The organism is Paraglaciecola sp. (assembly GCF_039964565.1).
GTDB lineage: Bacteria > Pseudomonadota > Gammaproteobacteria > Enterobacterales > Alteromonadaceae > Paraglaciecola.
This window is the reverse complement of sequence record NZ_JBDVXF010000004.1, coordinates 53,326-69,940: the sequence shown is the minus strand read 5'-3', so window position 1 is coordinate 69,940 and position 16,615 is coordinate 53,326. Positions and strand designations below refer to the sequence as shown.

Below are 16,615 nucleotides of genomic sequence, written 5' to 3'. Positions count from 1 at the left end.
ACTCTCTTAGTTAATCCTTTAAGGAACTAAAATGTACCCACTTACCTCAGTATCACTGGCAAGCATATTTTGTAGCTTTTTATTGGCGTCCACCTCTGCATTTTCGAATACACCTAAACTAGGTGATAACAGCTGCGACTCACTTTTATTGGTGAGCAGTTGGAAACGTAACAACGTAAAAATCTATGACGGCTGTAGCGGTGACTTTATTCGTGATCTGGATAGTCAAAATCTGATCGACGGCCCACTTGGCATATTACAAGCACCAGACGGTGACGTTTTGGTGATCAGCGAAACCAATGGCAGGTTACTCAAATTTGATTACAACACACTAAGTGTCGCACAAGTGGTAATGGGTGATGATCCCACCACAGAAATTGTCGAAAACAACTTTATTAAAAACCCTGTAGGCGCGTTAATGGGCGCAAATGGGCAAATGTATGCAGCAAGCTACGGAACCAATGAAGTGGTAAAAATCGATCCCCAAACATGGACCATAGTTGAGCAAATATTGCCACCTGACAACGGTCTAATCAAAGGCATAGATGTGGGTATGACCATCAGTAATGATGGATTCTTGTATCTGCCAGGCTACGACAGTGACAATATTATTAAACTCAATTTAACAGATAAAACCGCCACAACTGTGGTTTCGGCTGGCACTGAAGGATTAGATGCACCAAGAAGCATACTGCTACGGGACCAAGAAATGCTAGTCACAGCAGAGCGTAGCAATAAAATCATGATCTTTGATCTTGAAGGTAATTTTAAAGACGTATTGGCAGATGTTGGCAGGCCTACTGGAATGCAAAAAGACGGCGACTCACATTTTATTTTCAATACTTCAAATGCGGTATATAGAGTACTCAATGATGGCAGTGAATATAAAAAAATCGTGCAAAGTGGCAGTGGTGATTTAGCTGGCGGCACCTTTGTTTATCGATTATTTAAAACCGTGCATAAACCAAAAGCCAAAAACCCCACTTTATAAAAAGGAGTAAATGATGAATAAAGGTTTTCAATGGCTAATTTGCCTAACGTTATTACTAGTGTTAGGCCTGAATGGCTGCAGTTCTGATGGCACAAGTCATAGCGCCAAGATATCTCAATTAAGCACAATGCCTGAAGCAAATTATGAATTGTTATTTATTGGCAATAGCCACAGTTCAGCCAACGGTTTACCCAATTTAGTAAGCACTTTAATTGCGGCCGCTGAACCTGAAAAATCGGCAAATACAGTGCTCGCTCCAGGTTACCGTTTTTTAGATGAAAGAGTGAATGACGGCGTCACCTTAGAAACATTAAATGCTCGCAACTGGACCCATGTTTTTCTTCAAGCACAAAAATACTCCACCTCTGGGCGTTACTTCTATTCCACTTCCGCCGCGCAAAACTGGATTAAGCAGATAAAAAAACTGGGTGGAACACCGATAATGTTTCCTGAATGGCCACGTTATCAAAATAAAACTGAGGGGCAGCGCATTTACGAATTACACCTTCAAATAGCAAACAACGAAGCTGCATGTGTCGCACCCGTCGGGCCCGTTTGGGATGAATTTCAGTTGCGACACCCAGACATAAAGTTACATGCAGCAGATGGCAATCACTCAAACCTTAACGGCGCACTTTTGACCGCCTATGTGTTTTTCCAAATTGTCACCTCAAAACCGGCAAATGTGCTGGGGTATTTACCGCAAATAGATGTAACTGAAGACATCCAACAAAAATTGAAAACCGTCGCACTAGATTTTCACAATATACATTTACCCTGCCCTTAACATCAAAACTGATGCCACTAGAGTATTGATAAATTCGCTCATGGAACCGATTGAATCACAGATACCCCTTGCAAAATTTAGGGGTATTTACTACTGTTTAGACGGAGTTTTCGTGATAAGGAATATCAATAAATGGCAACGCCATTTGTTATTATAACCTCAAGACTAATTCAGTTAATCCTCCAATTATTCGGTTACCTACTCATAGTTTTTAAGATTAGAGCGAGGTAGTAGATTATCAAACAGAGTGAAAAATAGAGCATTGATATATGAAAGCCAAAGGTGGAAAAAAAGTCACTGGTGTAGCGCCCACCACTCCAGTTGAAGCTTTTGAGGCAGATGTAGCCGATCCAGGAAAGGTGGCAGAGACCAAAGCTAAACAAGTCGATACCCAAAAAGGTAAGTATGGTTCAACCGTTGCTCCTGCTCATAAAGCAATTGAAAACCAAACACCAGAGCAACAAAAAGAGAATACCAGTTGGATCGAAATCGAAATGTTAGATGAAGAAGACGCCCCTGTCTCTGGTGAAAAATACGAAATTGAATTACCAGATGGGTCTATTGCTAAAGGTACCTTAGACGGAAATGGTTTTGCTAGAGTCGACGGTGTAAAGCCAGGGGAATGCAAAGTAAGTTTTCCCGAATTAGATAAAGAAGCTTGGTCTTAGTCTTAGTCTTAGTCTTAGTCTTAGTCTATTTAGATTGACATTAAATTTGTCCTTTCTAATGGGTATTCGCAACATAACTCAGCACAATTAATCCACTCTTTGAAAACAACCAATAAATACGGCAGTGCGCCATAGCGCTAGTATTTCACTGACGCATACCATAAAATTCTCTTCCATAAAGACGACGGATTCACAATGAATCTAATGGCCATTTTCGTGTATGGCTTAATACCAGTGCGCTAAACAACAATAACTCAAAGAATGAATGCTTAATTATCTAATATTTTTGGTGGCTATCACTGCCGCTGCCTTATTACTGTATCCCAAAGTAGCCAACAACTTATTATGGCGCGCAGCAATTACCCCTTTAGCGTCCATTATTGGCAGTGGTTTTTTAGTTTTAGGTCCAATATTGGTGGCATCCTTTGGACAATACGCAGCCTTGCTAATGGTCACATTGTGCACTGTTGCTTACCTTTTTGGTGCGGCAATCCGCTTCAATATAATCAGACTCGCGTCACTTAGCGGCGTCCGCACGAAACTTGAGGATAAACTTGAAACCATTGCATCGTGGGCCTTAGCCTTTGCTTATATTATTTCGGTTGCGTATTACTTAAATTTGCTCGGCTCATTTGCGGTAAGTATGACGTCAGTAAATGACGCCTTCCATGGGCAACTCGTTACCTCTGCCGTCTTTGCAATAATACTGATAGTGGGTTGGACACGTGGATTTCATGCATTAGAGCGTATGGAACAGATCACTGTAGGAATAAAACTGTCTATCATCGCGGGGCTTTTATTTGGACTTGGGTGGTTTTTCATCGACAAGGCTATTGCCAGTGAATTAGTCCGAGGTTCGGCGACGGTAACAGGTTGGCAAGCTGTTGTATTGGCTGCAGGGTTATTAGTTACAGTCCAGGGATTTGAAACATCAAGGTACATTGGCGACGAATACCAGCCACTTACAAGGGTTCGTTCCATGCAGTTTGCGCAATGGACCTCTACAGCTATCTATATGATATACATAGTGTTTTTAAGCTATCTTTTTATTCCTGAAAACCTACCCATAAGTGAAACTGCCATCATTGAACTCATGGCAGTAGTGGCGCCTATTTTACCTGTACTGTTGATTATTGCCGCTATCAGCGCACAATTTAGCGCCGCAGTGGCAGACACGGGAGGCTCTGGCGGTTTGATTACTGAGCTCACTAAAGGTCGGATTTCACCAAGAGCTGGTTATGCACTTTTGGTTACCACTGGATTAGTATTAACTTGGGCGATGAGTATATTTGAGATTATCAGTTACGCATCTCGAGCGTTTGCATTTTATTATGCACTTCAAGCTTTCATTGCAGCCAAAGGGCGCTATGCAGAGAGTGGTTTGTCGTTCAAAGGAGCGGGTTTTACATGTCTTGGTATTTTGGGGCTCGCAATTACCCTGTTCGGAACGTCGGTAGAATAAAAGCCGCCAATGAGAGCAAGCACCAGATATAACTACAACCTAAGGTTACCCCTGAGCTTTAGTCTAAGCGCAAACTGAGCGCCGTAAAATTTAATGCTGTTCACTTAAGGTGTGCAGCAGATTTTTTTGATGGAACGCCAGTCAATCTATTTAACCTTGGATTCCCGATAAAAGCATTCGGGAATGACAAGTGGGAGGAGGGATTACCATTATTCCGGCAGCCTCTACTGCCATCCCTCAGCTTCGTCATTCCGGCGGTCTTTTGGCCGGAATCCACTTTTATTGTTTTTACAAAAATAATTTATCAATCGATAATTAAAAGTTTTCTTAACTGAGCGGCATTACCGTAAAAAGCGCTTAATATTATCTAATGAATGGTGGTAGTAAAATTTAGTTCAGTTACCGCTGGTGTGGACAGTTTTGGCTTAGGCAATATTTGCCAACTTGAACCATCAGGGCCCCGCAATACAAAACTTTCTTCACCAAACTCGTTTGTTTGCACGCTAGTAGTGTTAATACCCTGTTGTTGCGCCAACTGCTTAATCAATTCAGGTTTTTCAGCAAACAATGAATGCAAGGTAATACCTGTATATCCCGGTTTTTGAAACGCACTGCGATCTGGTCGTTGATCCGGATTAACGAAAAATTTGAGTTTGCCTGAAATATTGTTAGGGCTAACAAATCCACGATAATAATGGCTAGTTCCTTCGGCCATGTTAAAAACTACTTTGGGGCCGTCTTGCCAATCACCATCAAGAACAACGGGGCCCTCTGGTTTAAAACCCAGCACATCACGGTAATAATCAGTTTGTGAATGCATATCAGCTTCTGTGTTGCCCGCAAGAATAAAGTCATTGTGAGTAATTTCGCTGGTTTGCAATGGACTGTCAGGCTTAATTGAACCATATCCTTCAATCACGTAACCATAACGCTGAAACAACACTAGATTAAATAGCTCACCATATATGGCCATTTCACGCACGCCAACACGGCGGTTAAGAGCATCAGGTTTACCTTCAGTCATGGCATACAAGTCAGCATAAACCGGAGAGGTGGGTAACCACTTTTGCCCTGCTTTTCTGGCGTCTGAAAATGCATCATACATCCGAAAAATATCTAATGTGCGCATCACCATCATTCGTTGCCCAACCGTTTCAGGTTGTGCATACCCTACCCCTATGCCTAAAAGGTTTTCCCACTCCAAAACACGTATTAAGCCATGGCTATCGGTGTCACCATTTTGCATGCGATAGGAAGTTAACCCACTATCTACTCCATAAAGCGCTAAGGATTTTTCTGCCACTATTTGACCTTTGTCAATTTGCCGAAACCCAAATTGACGCAAATATTCGAGTAAGGTTTCGGCATCATCAGTACCTATCATTACTTCGTAAACGCCACTGACACCAGTATCTGGAAGAGATCCTGACGCGGCTCGGCTACCCAACGAAATGCTCAATAACAGCCCCAAAACCCACAAACCAGTAATTACCCGCATCTAGTTACCTTTTCTAGTCTAGTTGTATATGATTTATCGACACTAACATTTGTACGGACAAATTTTAAATGAGTTTGAAATTGAACAAGCACTTTTTGATATTAGTCATGGGAGCGTTGTTAAGCAGCGTAATTGCCATGGGAAATGCCTATGGCGCATCGAAAGATGCGTTGGCACCTAAAAGTCAGGTACAAGATGCACTTGCCCTGCCCTTACACACAGTGACTATTGCAACGGTATCCCTTGAACAAAGTTTACTTTTTTACCGCGACGGCATGGGGATGACAGCTGAAGGTCCATTAACTGTTTCTGCTTCACTCAAAGCGTCGCAACGCAAGTTATGGAACATGCCAGATGATTTAGACTGGCAGACCTATCACTTGTATCGAAAAGGTATTGATAGCGCGATTCAGATTCGTTTATTAGTGTTAAACAAACCTATGCCAACGATCCACGATAGCTGGAATTCTCGGGAGTTAGGTCCGTTCTCTTTAGGTTTTCCTAACAACAATACTGTGGCATTAGACAAACACATTCGTATAGTGGGTTTTGGCGCTTTGAATGCACTTGAAAGCTACCCAATACCTCGCACCGATGGCAGCATTTATCAAATTGACGAAACCATTTTTAACGCCCCTGATTTTAATCATGGTGTGGCGATCACGCGAGGTAATGGTATGCCGCAACTGGGTCCAACTGACAAAAACGGTAAAGGGGGCCCAGCTTATTCGGCGCAAGTAATCACAGATTCCGAAAATCATTTAAAGTTTTATACCGAGGTGTTGGGTCTTGAGATCCGTTCAGACAGGTTATTTAAGTCGGCCGGCGACAAAGGTGCCATGAACCTACCTAATGGTACTGAATTCAGATTTGCGATTGTTTACAGTAAAGGCGCGACAACCGGTCACATGTTGTTTGTAGACTTTAAAAATATACAGCCAATTAAACCTAAAAACGCCCCAAGCCTGCCCAACATTGGTTTAGGCATGTGGAGCTTTCCTGTGCGTTCACTACAACAAGTCTTAAGCAACGCTAAAACTTATGGTTCAGAAATTGTTAGTGGTCCGGTTCTTATTGAAGATCCCATAATTGGTAATAAAAAAGTCGCCACTATGCGCGCTCCCAATGGCTTTTTAATCGAAGTGTTTGAGGAATTAAAATAATGCGTGTTTTGCTAGCAGTACTGTTACTTCTCAGCCTACAGTCTCATGCTCAAGGCTTTAATATCAAAGGCTTCACAGAAACAGTCTTTATTGTTTCGGATATTCAAAAAGCCAGTCAATTTTACATTGACCATGCTGGTTGGGAAGTGCGCTCTTCGGCGCCAGTTGATCCTAATTTAAAGCAACTTTGGCAACTTCCTGAAAAGGCTAAAATCACTCAAGTATTGCTTGCAAACAAAGGTGAGCAGCGCGGTTATGTGCGCTTAATTGAAATTGCCAACGTGCCTCAAAAAGTCATTCGCGCAAACACCCAGTCATGGGACGTAGGTGGCATATTTGACGTGAATGTACGTGTAGCCGACATGGTTAAAAAGCGCCAAGCGTTACAAAGCGCAGGTTGGCGCGGCACCAGTGATCCGGTTTCTTTTACTTTTGGACCTTATGAAGTGACTGAATGGATTACCACTGGATTCGACGGTATTAGTTTTGCAATGATTGAACGAATCAAACCTACCTTAACTGGCTGGCCCAACGTAAAAAACATGAGCCGAGTATTTAATTCGACTCAAGTCGTCAATGACATTGATACTTCATTGGCGTTTTATCGAGATGTATTAGGCTTTCAGGTGTACCTAGAACACAAAGGAGCCAGTAAAGAGGCGGGACCAAATGTATTGGGCTTGCCTTACAATCTCACTACAGAGATTCCTCGTTCAGTGTACATTTTGCACCCTCAAAAAATAAATGAAGGGTCGGTAGAGTTATTGCAATTTCATGGTGCTCAGGGAAAAAATGTGAGTGAACTTGCCTCTCCACCTAATTTAGGTATTGTCACCTTACGTTTTCCAGTAGACAATTTGTCAGCGCTAAGTAAACATTTGCAACAAAATAATGTCAAAATAGTGTCTCGGGCGACTCTGGAGTTACCTCCATACGAACAAGTGGATATGCTGGCAATTAGAACGCCAGACCTAACATGGATCGAGTTTTATCAGGAACGTACAAAAAAATAAAAGTAGGCTGAATATATGTCACTCGATATCAATAAAGTAGTTATTAAAACCTCTCTTACCTCTTGTTTTGGCAATCATTTTAAAGAAGTTGAAGGGGCCAGTGCATTTATCGATGAGCTGGCAGAAGACGCCGAAGAAATATCTTTAGCGCAAGGTGAGTATGTATTTAAGGAGAAGGACGTTCCAGAATACATTTATATCCCGGAGTCAGGCTCATTAATGTTAGAGCGTTCTACTGCCTCTGGGTCAAGGCAAGTATTTGCGTTTTTATTTACAGGTAATCTGGCGGGGTTATCTGAAAACGTTAGCTACAGTTTTAGCGCAAAAGCATTAACCAATTGTGTGGTTATTAGGATCAGTCGCCAATTGATGCAAGATATTTTTGATAAATACCCTGCAGTGGCTAAACGTTACCATGACGTGACTGGACACATCTTATCTTTGATCCTTGACCAATTATTTATCATGGGTCAAAAATCTGCTCACCAGCGATTAGGGCATTTCTTATTAGATATGGAACATCGTTTAGGTCGTGGCACCCATAAGTTTTTTCTACCTATGAGCCGCCAGGACATAGCTGATTATCTGGGAATGAGTTTAGAAACCGCGAGCCGCGGATTTAGCAAACTAAAAAAAGACGGCCTGATCACCATAGAAAGCAACTACCAAATTACGGTTTTAGACAAAGAGAAACTCAAAGCTTACGCCGACTAGCTTTTAAATACTGCTACACACTTGATTATTATCAATGCGCCTTTTTACTAAGGCGTAGATATTAATAGCTGCTAAATAACGCTAATAATAAATAATGGATAACCCAATGAAAATCAAACTTCCGCTTTTTTTGCTGTTGCTATGTGCCATGCCATCTATGTCGATTTTGGCTGAGCCTGTTGACGCAGAGCAACGTATTTCCGTCGATATCAGGCGCACCACTTATATCGTTAATGACATCGACAACTCACTTAAGTTATACCGCGACGCGTTAGGCTTAAAAGTTATTTATGACCAAATGATCAACAGCCCAATGGAAAACGGTGAAACCCGCAAACGCCGCTTAGTGTTGATGCAAGCAAACGATACTTTTATTGGGGCCTTAGGTTTGTTGCAATATATTTACCCTGAAAAGCCGCAGCGCCAAGAAAAGTTCGACGAACCTGTACCTGGCGATCCCATAGTTGTGATGAACGTTTCAGACTTGGACACACGCTGGCAAGCCGTAGCCGTCTCACCAAAAGTCAACGTGATTGAAGCCCCCCACCTTGTGGAATACCCTCGAGCCGGTGGTGGTAAAATTGCCGTAATGGTATCGATGATCCGCGATCCAGACGGTTACTGGATAGAAATAAACCAATTACTTGATGCGCCAGCTAAAGCTAGCGACTAGTTTCTAGTTTCTAGTTTCTAGTTTCTAGATAGGATATCGCCAGTTAACAAACATTAACTGGCGATTTCATCTTTTCAATCAAACCTAAATTTTATTTACAACCGCGCTACTACCTCTTGGGCGGCCCGTAACCCTGAGACCATAGCCGATTCCATACCCGAATTCATAAACTCAGTATGTTCTCCAGCAAAATGTAAATTGTCTTCAACTGTTGCCATATGCGGTACTAGCGATTGCACTTGGCCGGCGGCAAACTGAATATAAGCGCCTTTAGAGAACTTTTCGTTAGCCCAAGATTGGTGATGCACCACTTCAACTTTACCTTTCAGGCCCGGATAATATTTGTGTAACGACTGTTGCACAATTTTGATGGCGTCTACCTCTGGCAATGTATCCAACTGTTGTGCTTGTTGACCATTTATCCAACTCGTCAGATAAGTCAATTCACCTTTATCATTGGTTTGGCTGAACACCCTACCTAAGGCATTATCCGTCCATAAATTGTTTGACTCTAACATTGACATATCAGCTTGTTTTTTAACTGAAAAATGCACTTGAGTAACTGGTGTATAAAGCGCTTCATTTATGGCTTTACGTTTTGAGTTACTAATTGCACCACTTAGCTCAACGTATTTTAATACACTAAAAGGTGTGGTGATAATCGCTCGCTTGGCGTTGTATTCACTGCCATCACTACAACGAATCTTAACTTTTTGGCCTTGCTGGTTGATATGAGTGACTTCTTTTTGGGTTTGCAATTCACCTTGTAAGTTATTGGCTAAGGCGTCTGTAAATCGGCCATTACCACCTTCAACTCGGTGAGCACCTCTGCCACCAGCACGTGCCAAGCTCAAACGATAAAAGGCATCGGCGGCTGACAAATTTTGCAAACTTTGGGCGTTGAGATTGGCATTGATTAAACGTAAAGCTTCGTCAGATACTTGCTGTTGTTTAAAATATTCCAACAACGGAATATCTAAATGGGCATATTTTGGTGATGTCCAATCAGTGGGCAAACTAAAGGCAGGGCCTTTAGCCACGGTTTTAAAATACAAAGCCGAAGGTAACGTGTTTTTTTCCACTTTGGATAACTGATTAGCAATGTGGGAGGGCCAATCAGCAGCATTGATAATTTGTTCATTTACCACATAGGTGGTTTGTTTAGCGTATTTTCCCAATGACACCAAAGGCAAGCCTAATCGCTGTGCGTAAGTGCGCATCAGTCCATAACCTTGGCCTATCTGAAGTCCACCTACTTCAGGCTTATTAAGCTGATTATTAAGGGTTAAAATCCGCCCCCCTACTCGCTCTCGAGCTTCAAGCACAAACACTTTATATCCCTGATTTTTGAGATACTCTGCACTCGTTAAACCGGCAAGCCCTGCCCCTATAATGATCACGTCAAAAGAATTGTTATTCGCAGCAAAAAGAGGCGTGCTAATTGCGCTTCCCCCTAGTAACAAGGTACTAGCTGCAAGGCCTTTAATAATGTCTCTACGATGCATGATATTACCTACTTTTTAGACTTTAAAATAAACGTCAGGCAATAAAAAAGCGAGATAACTCGCTTTTTTGATTAGCCTGATTGGTGACTAAAACCGTGTTATGAAGGTTTTAGAATTTGTATGACGCTGTCACACCCACTTCACGACCGCGGCTTGGCGCGATAGGGAAAGCTCGGGAGCCATAAGCAAAACTTTGCACGTCAACATATCTAAATACATAAGTAGGAGTGTCGTCATCAGTGGCATTGTTCATCCATGCAGTAACTCGCCAATCTTCTAATTGCACACCCGCTTTAAGGTTCACTAACTTACGCGAGCCGGTTTCAATCAAATTATGAACATGGGCGAAGCGGCTTGAGTCATAGCTAAAGTCCATACGACCAAACAATTCCATATCGTCTTTGATAGTGGTTGAATAATTCAACGCCAAAGTCATTTCATTCTTTGGTACTTGTGGTGGCGTATTACCCTTCACGCTACCAAATTCTCGTAGGTTATCCCCTACACAAAAACTTGAAGCACCACCTGGAGCGTAGAATCGGCAATGATTACTATCAAATAATTCAGTAAACTTGGCATCGGTGCGTGAAATACCAAAATCTAAGTTGAATTCTTCATTGATTAGCCATCTAGCCTGAATTTCAACACCATTGATTTCGGTTGAACCCGCGTTTGAAGTATAAGATACAGGTGGGCCTTCAACCTCATCATAGCTATCTGTTAGCTGTTGTTTAGTCCAGTCCATGGTGTAAGCGGCGGCTGACACATAAAACTTACCGTCAAGCATGGTGGACTTAACACCCACTTCATACATCACCATATCTTCTTCATCGACGACCACTAACTCTGCCGGAAGCTGAGTACTGGTATTAAACGAACCAGGGCTATTGCCTTCAGACCGTGTTAAGTAAACTAGAGTATCGTCGTTGACGTCATATTCACCAATAAAACGTGTTGTAGTGCTGTCAAACTCGTTACTGATATCTGAAAACCCTTCGTTTTGAATTAGCGTATCGTAAGCTTCTGTTGTGACTTCATCGCTAGAACGACGCACCTCGGCAGATAAGCGGAACGTATCAGTAAATTCGTAAGTTGCCATGGCCATAAAGGCGGTGTTGTCTAACTCTTCTGAGAAGTTATCAACTGCCGAAGGATCGCGCTCTGAATGCCAAACATAGGCGCCGACTGACCAATATAATCTGTCATCAAATGCACTTGAATTAAAGCGAATCTCATGGCTGTATTCTTCCGAGCCTGATTCATCCAGGGTATACCAAGCGTCTGCTGGGGTCAGGAACGGACCTCCGGCGAAATAACCAAAACTAAAGGACTCTTCATCACCATGATAAGTTTGGTCTAAGCCCGTTTCTCCATCATATGAATTCCAGCCGCTAATGACCGATACCGTACCAAACTCAAAGTGGTGTTTTAGATTAAAGCTAAGATGTTCACTAGTAGTACGTAGACCGTAGTCTTCGTTATCTATGAAACCGCCACCACCTATGCTGATAGGTTGATTTCTAAGAGCTTCACCACAGTAGTAAGGGCGGGTTTCTAAGAAACAGTTATTGTATTCTGCGCCTTGAGAGCCAAAAGGTTGAGCTTCATCGTCATTTTCATTGTAGATGTAATTCAACGCAATATCGGTGTCACTTGTTGGTGTGATATACAATCCAAACATGCCTGATTTGGTTTTTTCACCGCCAACTTCTGGGCCATCTTCTTTAGTATTAACCCAGTCGCCATCGTAGTTATCAGCCGAGATAGATGCTCTAAAAGCCAGCATGTCATTTATCTTGCTTGATGCACCAGCAGCGATTTTACGGTTACCGTATTGACCTAGAGTCAAATTGACATAACCAGTTAATTCATCTGTAGGTTTACGAGAAATAAAGTTGATTGCACCAGAAAAGGTTCGACGACCGTACTGAGCACTTTGAGGTCCTTTCACTATTTCTACACGCTCAACTAAGTCGAGCGGTAAACTTTGAATCGACCCGCCAAAATAAACGCCGTCTATAAAATACGAGGCTTTTTGTGAACCAAATCCAGGGATCCAAGACACACCACGAATAACCGGAATATCCGATTGACGACCAAAGGTTTTCTCCATCGACATGCCAACTGCACTAGTAGCGATATCATTAATATTTTGTAACCCAGCTTTCTCAATATCTTTAGAATCAAAGGTAGTCACTGAAATTGGAATTTTGTTTAAGGTTTCTTTACGGTAACGAGAGGTCACCTCAATTAACTCGATGGCCTCTTTGTCTAATTCAGTTTTAGAATCCGACTCGGCCTGTTGTGCAAAAGTACTTATTGGCGTTAGTAAAAAAGGTGCAACTAAGGCTAACTTAATCATTTTTGCTAATTTGTTGGGACTGTAATGCATGTTCATGGTTGTTCCCTCTAACATTATTATAATAATTGGGTTTTTGTGCATCCCCGAAAACATTAATGTATCGAGTTGACAGATATCACTCTATCCAAATTTGCACGGACAAATTTGTCCAAGAATTCCACGATTGACATTTATCAAGGGATTTTGATTGATAAATGTCAATGTGTCGGGGTGTTAGTGGATTTGTTGTCACACAAATCGGATTCTTTTTATTGAGATAAATTTGACTTACTTCATAGGTAATAAAAAAGGCGGATTAATAATTAACCCGCCTTTGTTTTTTGATTCGCACTACCGCCAGATTAAAAACCAAAGTGTGGTTGGGTTTGTTTCACTTTTAAGCCTGCTTGCATCCAACGTAGATTCATTCCTGTGGTTGGATTAGTGCGATCACTCCAAATATAGGTAATGGTTTTACCGGTGGCATCATCAATCAAACCGAGTTTAAAAATCGGGTCTGAGGTATTTTGATAGGTTAACAACGCAAGCTGAATTGAGTAGCCTGATTTTTCGCCGGTTTTGGCATCTTGTAGTGCGACGATTTGCCCTTCATTGTGTAATAACAAATCTCGGCTAAAAGCCCACTTCGCATCTTCAGGAGCGTCTTTACCGCCAATACGAGCACCGCCCCAACCAGTAAAATACACCACTTTGCGATTGATATGTGGGATGCCCGCTTTGTTGCCAAAGATATAATTGCCATCTTCATCTGAGGCTTTATCGGCAATCCAAATTTCATTGTCTGTTAAACGTAAAGTGTCATTAAAGAATATTTTTTTACCACTGCGTTTTGAGACTATGCTGCAAGTGTTAATACCCATGTTGCCGTCGAAATATTCACCATTGAAGGTCCAATACACTTCACATCCTGGGTAGGTAGTAAGTTCTTCTTTTTTTAGATTTTGATAAAGTTCTGGTTGTAAGTGGGCATCGGCATATTTGGCATCATCGTTAAAGCGATAAATATTAAGTTGTAATGCGCCTTTTTCTTGATTTTGAACAAATTGATACAAGCGTTGACGGTACACCTTGCTTGGGTCGCCATCCATATATTGCTTCACAAAATAAGTCGTACCTTCAAGCGCAGGGGTGGCCAAAGGTGCAAACACATGGTGAATATGTTCGTGTACTTGTATATCTGGGTTCTTTTCTTTTTCGATATTGTCTTGCCAGTGTTGTTCGTGATTATCAAACTCAGCAGCAAACCACTTATGAAATAGCGCTTCCTGAATGGTGTCTACTTTAGGGGTTGATGCTTGAGTTGTATTATTTTGATTGGCGCACCCTGCCAAGCTAGCCGTTACACATAAGGCTGCGATTATTTTTTTCATATCACTCTCTATTAGGTTAGATAAACGCATTGTCTTTGCGCATGGTTGTAATTTGTTGCTCGCTGTACCCCAACTCACGTAATAGCGTTTCAGTATCTTCGCTAAATTTGGGTAACCTAAATTTCGGTTGAGCGGGCTCTTGCTGATATTTTACTGGCACCCCTAAATGCAAATTGCCATCATCGTCTGTTAGTAACATATCTCGCTGCATCAAGTGTTCATCATGGATTGCGTCATTTAAGCTGCGCACCGGTGACCAACACACATCAATATTGGCTAAAAATCCACACCAATATTCCAAGGTTTGTGAAGCAAAGGTAGTCTCAAAAAAGGCTTTAACTGGCAGTTGAGCTTGCCCTGGAGGTTGCTGGCAAAGGGTGATTAGGTCTTCGCGGTCCAGTGCTGTAAGAAGGTTTTTGGCAAATTTAATTTCGCTGCCACCAAGTGTTAGATGTTGACCATCACTGGTTTGATAAATGTTATACATTGCCGCCCCGCCCCAGCTACGTTCTTGCTGCGGCACAGGTGAACGATTCTCAGCAAAAGGAGGCCCCATTACATTGGCATACCAGGCAACCAGTGAATCTTGCATCGATATATCGATATAATCACCTTGACCAGTTTTTTGGCTACGCAATAGTGCCATTAATACACCTGAAAATGCCATTAAGCTGCCTGCCATGTCGGCTACTGGCATAGCGGGTTGCGCAGGTTGACCGTCTTTACCTTGATTAATCTGCAGTGCCCCAGAGTCAGCTTGAATACTTAAATCGTGGGCAGGATTTAAACGTTTAGGTCCGGTTTGCCCGTAAGCGGAAATCGAACAATAAACAATCTTTGGATTGATTTTTTTGATACTGTCGTAGTCGATACCTAAACGGCTCACTACGCCGGGGCGAAAGGCTTCAACCACTACATCAACGGTTTCACACAACTTGTAAAATGCTTCTTTACCCGCAGCGCTTTTTAAGTTTAGGTTGATACTTTTTTTACCGCGAAATACGTTCCTAAACCATACGGATTGGCCATTTTGTTTGAGGCCAATCTCACGCACTGGCTCGCCGGTTGGCGGTTCTAAACTGATGACCTCAGCGCCGTGGTCTGCCATCATCATAGTAAAGTGTGGGCCGGGTAAAAAAAGCGACAGGTCCAGCACTCGAATTCCGTCTAGTTTCATTCCATCCCCCTAATATTCTGCAATCTAAACACCACCAAAATCACACCGCTTTGCTGGCATTTAGATCAGCAATTTGCGCTTCGTTGTAGCCTAGTTCTTTTAGAATATTTTGGGTATCCGTTCCCATAGGAACCGCTGATTTACCTTGCAGGCGTTTACCATCAAGCTTTATCGGATTAGCTAATATTTCCATTTCTTTGTTATCTGGATGAGGCACATTTTGCACCATCCCAATATCACGGATATATTGATTATTAAGGGCTTCTGGCAGATCATAAACCGGTGCACAAGGAATGCGTCCCTTGAGTACTTCTAGCCAATGAGCAGTTGGGTGTGCCGCTAACACTCTGTCAATTTCTTGAGTCAACAAGTCTCGATTTTCCCGGCGACCCGCTACTTTTGCAAAGCGCGATTCTTTTAAAACCTCATCATCGAGAATGTCTACTAACACATCCCAAAACTTGTCTGTCATGGCCATAAGAAACACAAAACTATCTTGGGTTTTATATAGTTGGCAGGGTACAGTTGCCGGGTGAGCCGAACGTGCCACACGCTCAACTACGTGCTTTTCGTTTAAATACCAAGTGGCGGGATACGACAATTGATGCAGTGCCACATCAAACAAAGATACATCTACATCTCGGCCTTGACCGGTACGATGAGCACCTAACATAGCAGCAGTTAACCCTAACGAAGCAACTGCGCCTGTCATGAAGTCAACCATGGATACCCCAAATCGAGTCGGCGCTTGATCAGGCTCGCCGGTTAATGACATTAACCCTGCTTCGGCTTGCATTAAATAGTCATAACCGGGCCAGCTAGCGCGGTCATTGTCTCTACCGTAGGCAGATAAGTGACCACATACTATCTTGGGATTAATGTGTTTGAGTTGCTCATAGGTAATGCCTAACTTTTTAGGCTGATCACCGCGTAAATTATTGGTTACCGCATCAGCGGTTTTTACCAGTTTTTCAAAAACTTCACGCCCTTCGGGAGATTTTAGATTTAAGGTCAAACTTTTTTTATTTACGTTAAAAGTTTGATAAAAATAACTGTCGTTTTCGCCCAAGAAAAAAGGCCCAGTTTGTCGAGACACATCCCCACCTATTGCAGGGTTTTCAATTTTAATCACTTCGGCGCCTAAGTCGGCCAAATACATCGATCCATACGGACCGGCTCCATATTGTTCAACTGCAATAATGCGAACGCCATCAAGAGGAAGATGTGCCATG

Annotated in this window: 14 protein-coding genes; 8 read left to right on the top strand and 6 right to left on the bottom strand. The window is 42.3% G+C overall.

Annotated elements, in window-relative coordinates; genetic code table 11:
* Positions 1-31: 31 nt before the first annotated feature.
* The 4 genes from ABJK37_RS01045 to ABJK37_RS01030 all read left to right on the top strand — a co-directional run bounded on the left by ABJK37_RS01045 (position 32) and on the right by ABJK37_RS01030 (position 3,908).
* Entirely contained in the window at positions 32-991 is a 960-nt protein-coding gene (locus tag ABJK37_RS01045; protein ID WP_348349202.1) for a hypothetical protein, read from the top strand.
* A 13-nt stretch (positions 992-1,004) separates the two neighbouring features.
* Positions 1,005-1,778, top strand: a complete 774-nt coding sequence (locus ABJK37_RS01040) for a hypothetical protein (RefSeq protein ID WP_348349200.1) — start codon at positions 1,005-1,007, stop codon at positions 1,776-1,778.
* 269 nt (positions 1,779-2,047) lie between these two features.
* Positions 2,048-2,446, top strand: a complete 399-nt coding sequence (locus ABJK37_RS01035) for a hypothetical protein (RefSeq protein WP_348349198.1) — start codon at positions 2,048-2,050, stop codon at positions 2,444-2,446.
* Between the two features lie 265 nt (positions 2,447-2,711).
* Positions 2,712-3,908 carry a hypothetical protein gene (locus ABJK37_RS01030; protein WP_348349196.1) on the top strand — a complete coding sequence of 399 codons (1,197 nt, stop codon included), beginning with the start codon at positions 2,712-2,714 and terminating at the stop codon, positions 3,906-3,908.
* Between the two features lie 367 nt (positions 3,909-4,275).
* On the opposite strand, the gene ABJK37_RS01025 is transcribed toward ABJK37_RS01030, so the two are convergent.
* A complete protein-coding gene (locus ABJK37_RS01025; protein WP_348349194.1) occupies positions 4,276-5,406 on the bottom strand; it encodes a hypothetical protein in 1,131 nt (376 codons plus the stop codon).
* A 68-nt stretch (positions 5,407-5,474) separates the two neighbouring features.
* On the opposite strand from ABJK37_RS01025, the gene ABJK37_RS01020 reads away from it, so the two are divergent.
* The 4 genes from ABJK37_RS01020 (at position 5,475) to ABJK37_RS01005 (ending at position 8,969) form a co-directional block, all read left to right on the top strand.
* Positions 5,475-6,569, top strand: a complete 1,095-nt coding sequence (locus ABJK37_RS01020) for an extradiol dioxygenase (RefSeq protein ID WP_348349192.1) — start codon at positions 5,475-5,477, stop codon at positions 6,567-6,569.
* The gene (locus ABJK37_RS01015; protein WP_348349190.1) at positions 6,569-7,582 is read left to right on the top strand and encodes a VOC family protein; all 1,014 of its coding nucleotides are present in this window, start codon (positions 6,569-6,571) and stop codon (positions 7,580-7,582) included. Before ABJK37_RS01020 ends, ABJK37_RS01015 begins: the two co-directional genes overlap by 1 nt.
* A gap of 15 nt (positions 7,583-7,597) precedes the next feature.
* On the top strand, positions 7,598-8,296 hold the full coding sequence (locus tag ABJK37_RS01010; RefSeq protein WP_348349188.1) for a helix-turn-helix domain-containing protein: 699 nt from the start codon (positions 7,598-7,600) through the stop codon (positions 8,294-8,296).
* Positions 8,297-8,402: 106 nt separating this feature from the next.
* Positions 8,403-8,969 carry a VOC family protein gene (locus ABJK37_RS01005; RefSeq protein WP_348349186.1) on the top strand — a complete coding sequence of 189 codons (567 nt, stop codon included), beginning with the start codon at positions 8,403-8,405 and terminating at the stop codon, positions 8,967-8,969.
* A gap of 95 nt (positions 8,970-9,064) precedes the next feature.
* On the opposite strand, the gene ABJK37_RS01000 is transcribed toward ABJK37_RS01005, so the two are convergent.
* The 5 genes from ABJK37_RS01000 to ABJK37_RS00980 form a co-directional block, all read right to left on the bottom strand.
* Complete coding sequence (locus ABJK37_RS01000) at positions 9,065-10,474, bottom strand: FAD-dependent oxidoreductase (RefSeq protein ID WP_348349184.1); 1,410 nt, start codon at positions 10,472-10,474, stop codon at positions 9,065-9,067.
* A gap of 109 nt (positions 10,475-10,583) precedes the next feature.
* Positions 10,584-12,872 (bottom strand): TonB-dependent receptor, encoded by a 2,289-nt coding sequence (locus tag ABJK37_RS00995; protein WP_348349182.1) that lies wholly within the window; start codon positions 12,870-12,872, stop codon positions 10,584-10,586.
* A 305-nt stretch (positions 12,873-13,177) separates the two neighbouring features.
* Positions 13,178-14,206, bottom strand: coding sequence for a chromophore lyase CpcT/CpeT (locus tag ABJK37_RS00990; RefSeq protein WP_348349180.1), 1,029 nt, complete (start codon positions 14,204-14,206; stop codon positions 13,178-13,180).
* A 16-nt stretch (positions 14,207-14,222) separates the two neighbouring features.
* Positions 14,223-15,383 carry a CoA transferase gene (locus tag ABJK37_RS00985; protein WP_348349178.1) on the bottom strand — a complete coding sequence of 387 codons (1,161 nt, stop codon included), beginning with the start codon at positions 15,381-15,383 and terminating at the stop codon, positions 14,223-14,225.
* A 40-nt stretch (positions 15,384-15,423) separates the two neighbouring features.
* Entirely contained in the window at positions 15,424-16,614 is a 1,191-nt protein-coding gene (locus ABJK37_RS00980; protein WP_348349176.1) for a CoA transferase, read from the bottom strand.
* Between the last annotated feature and the right edge of the window lies 1 nt (position 16,615).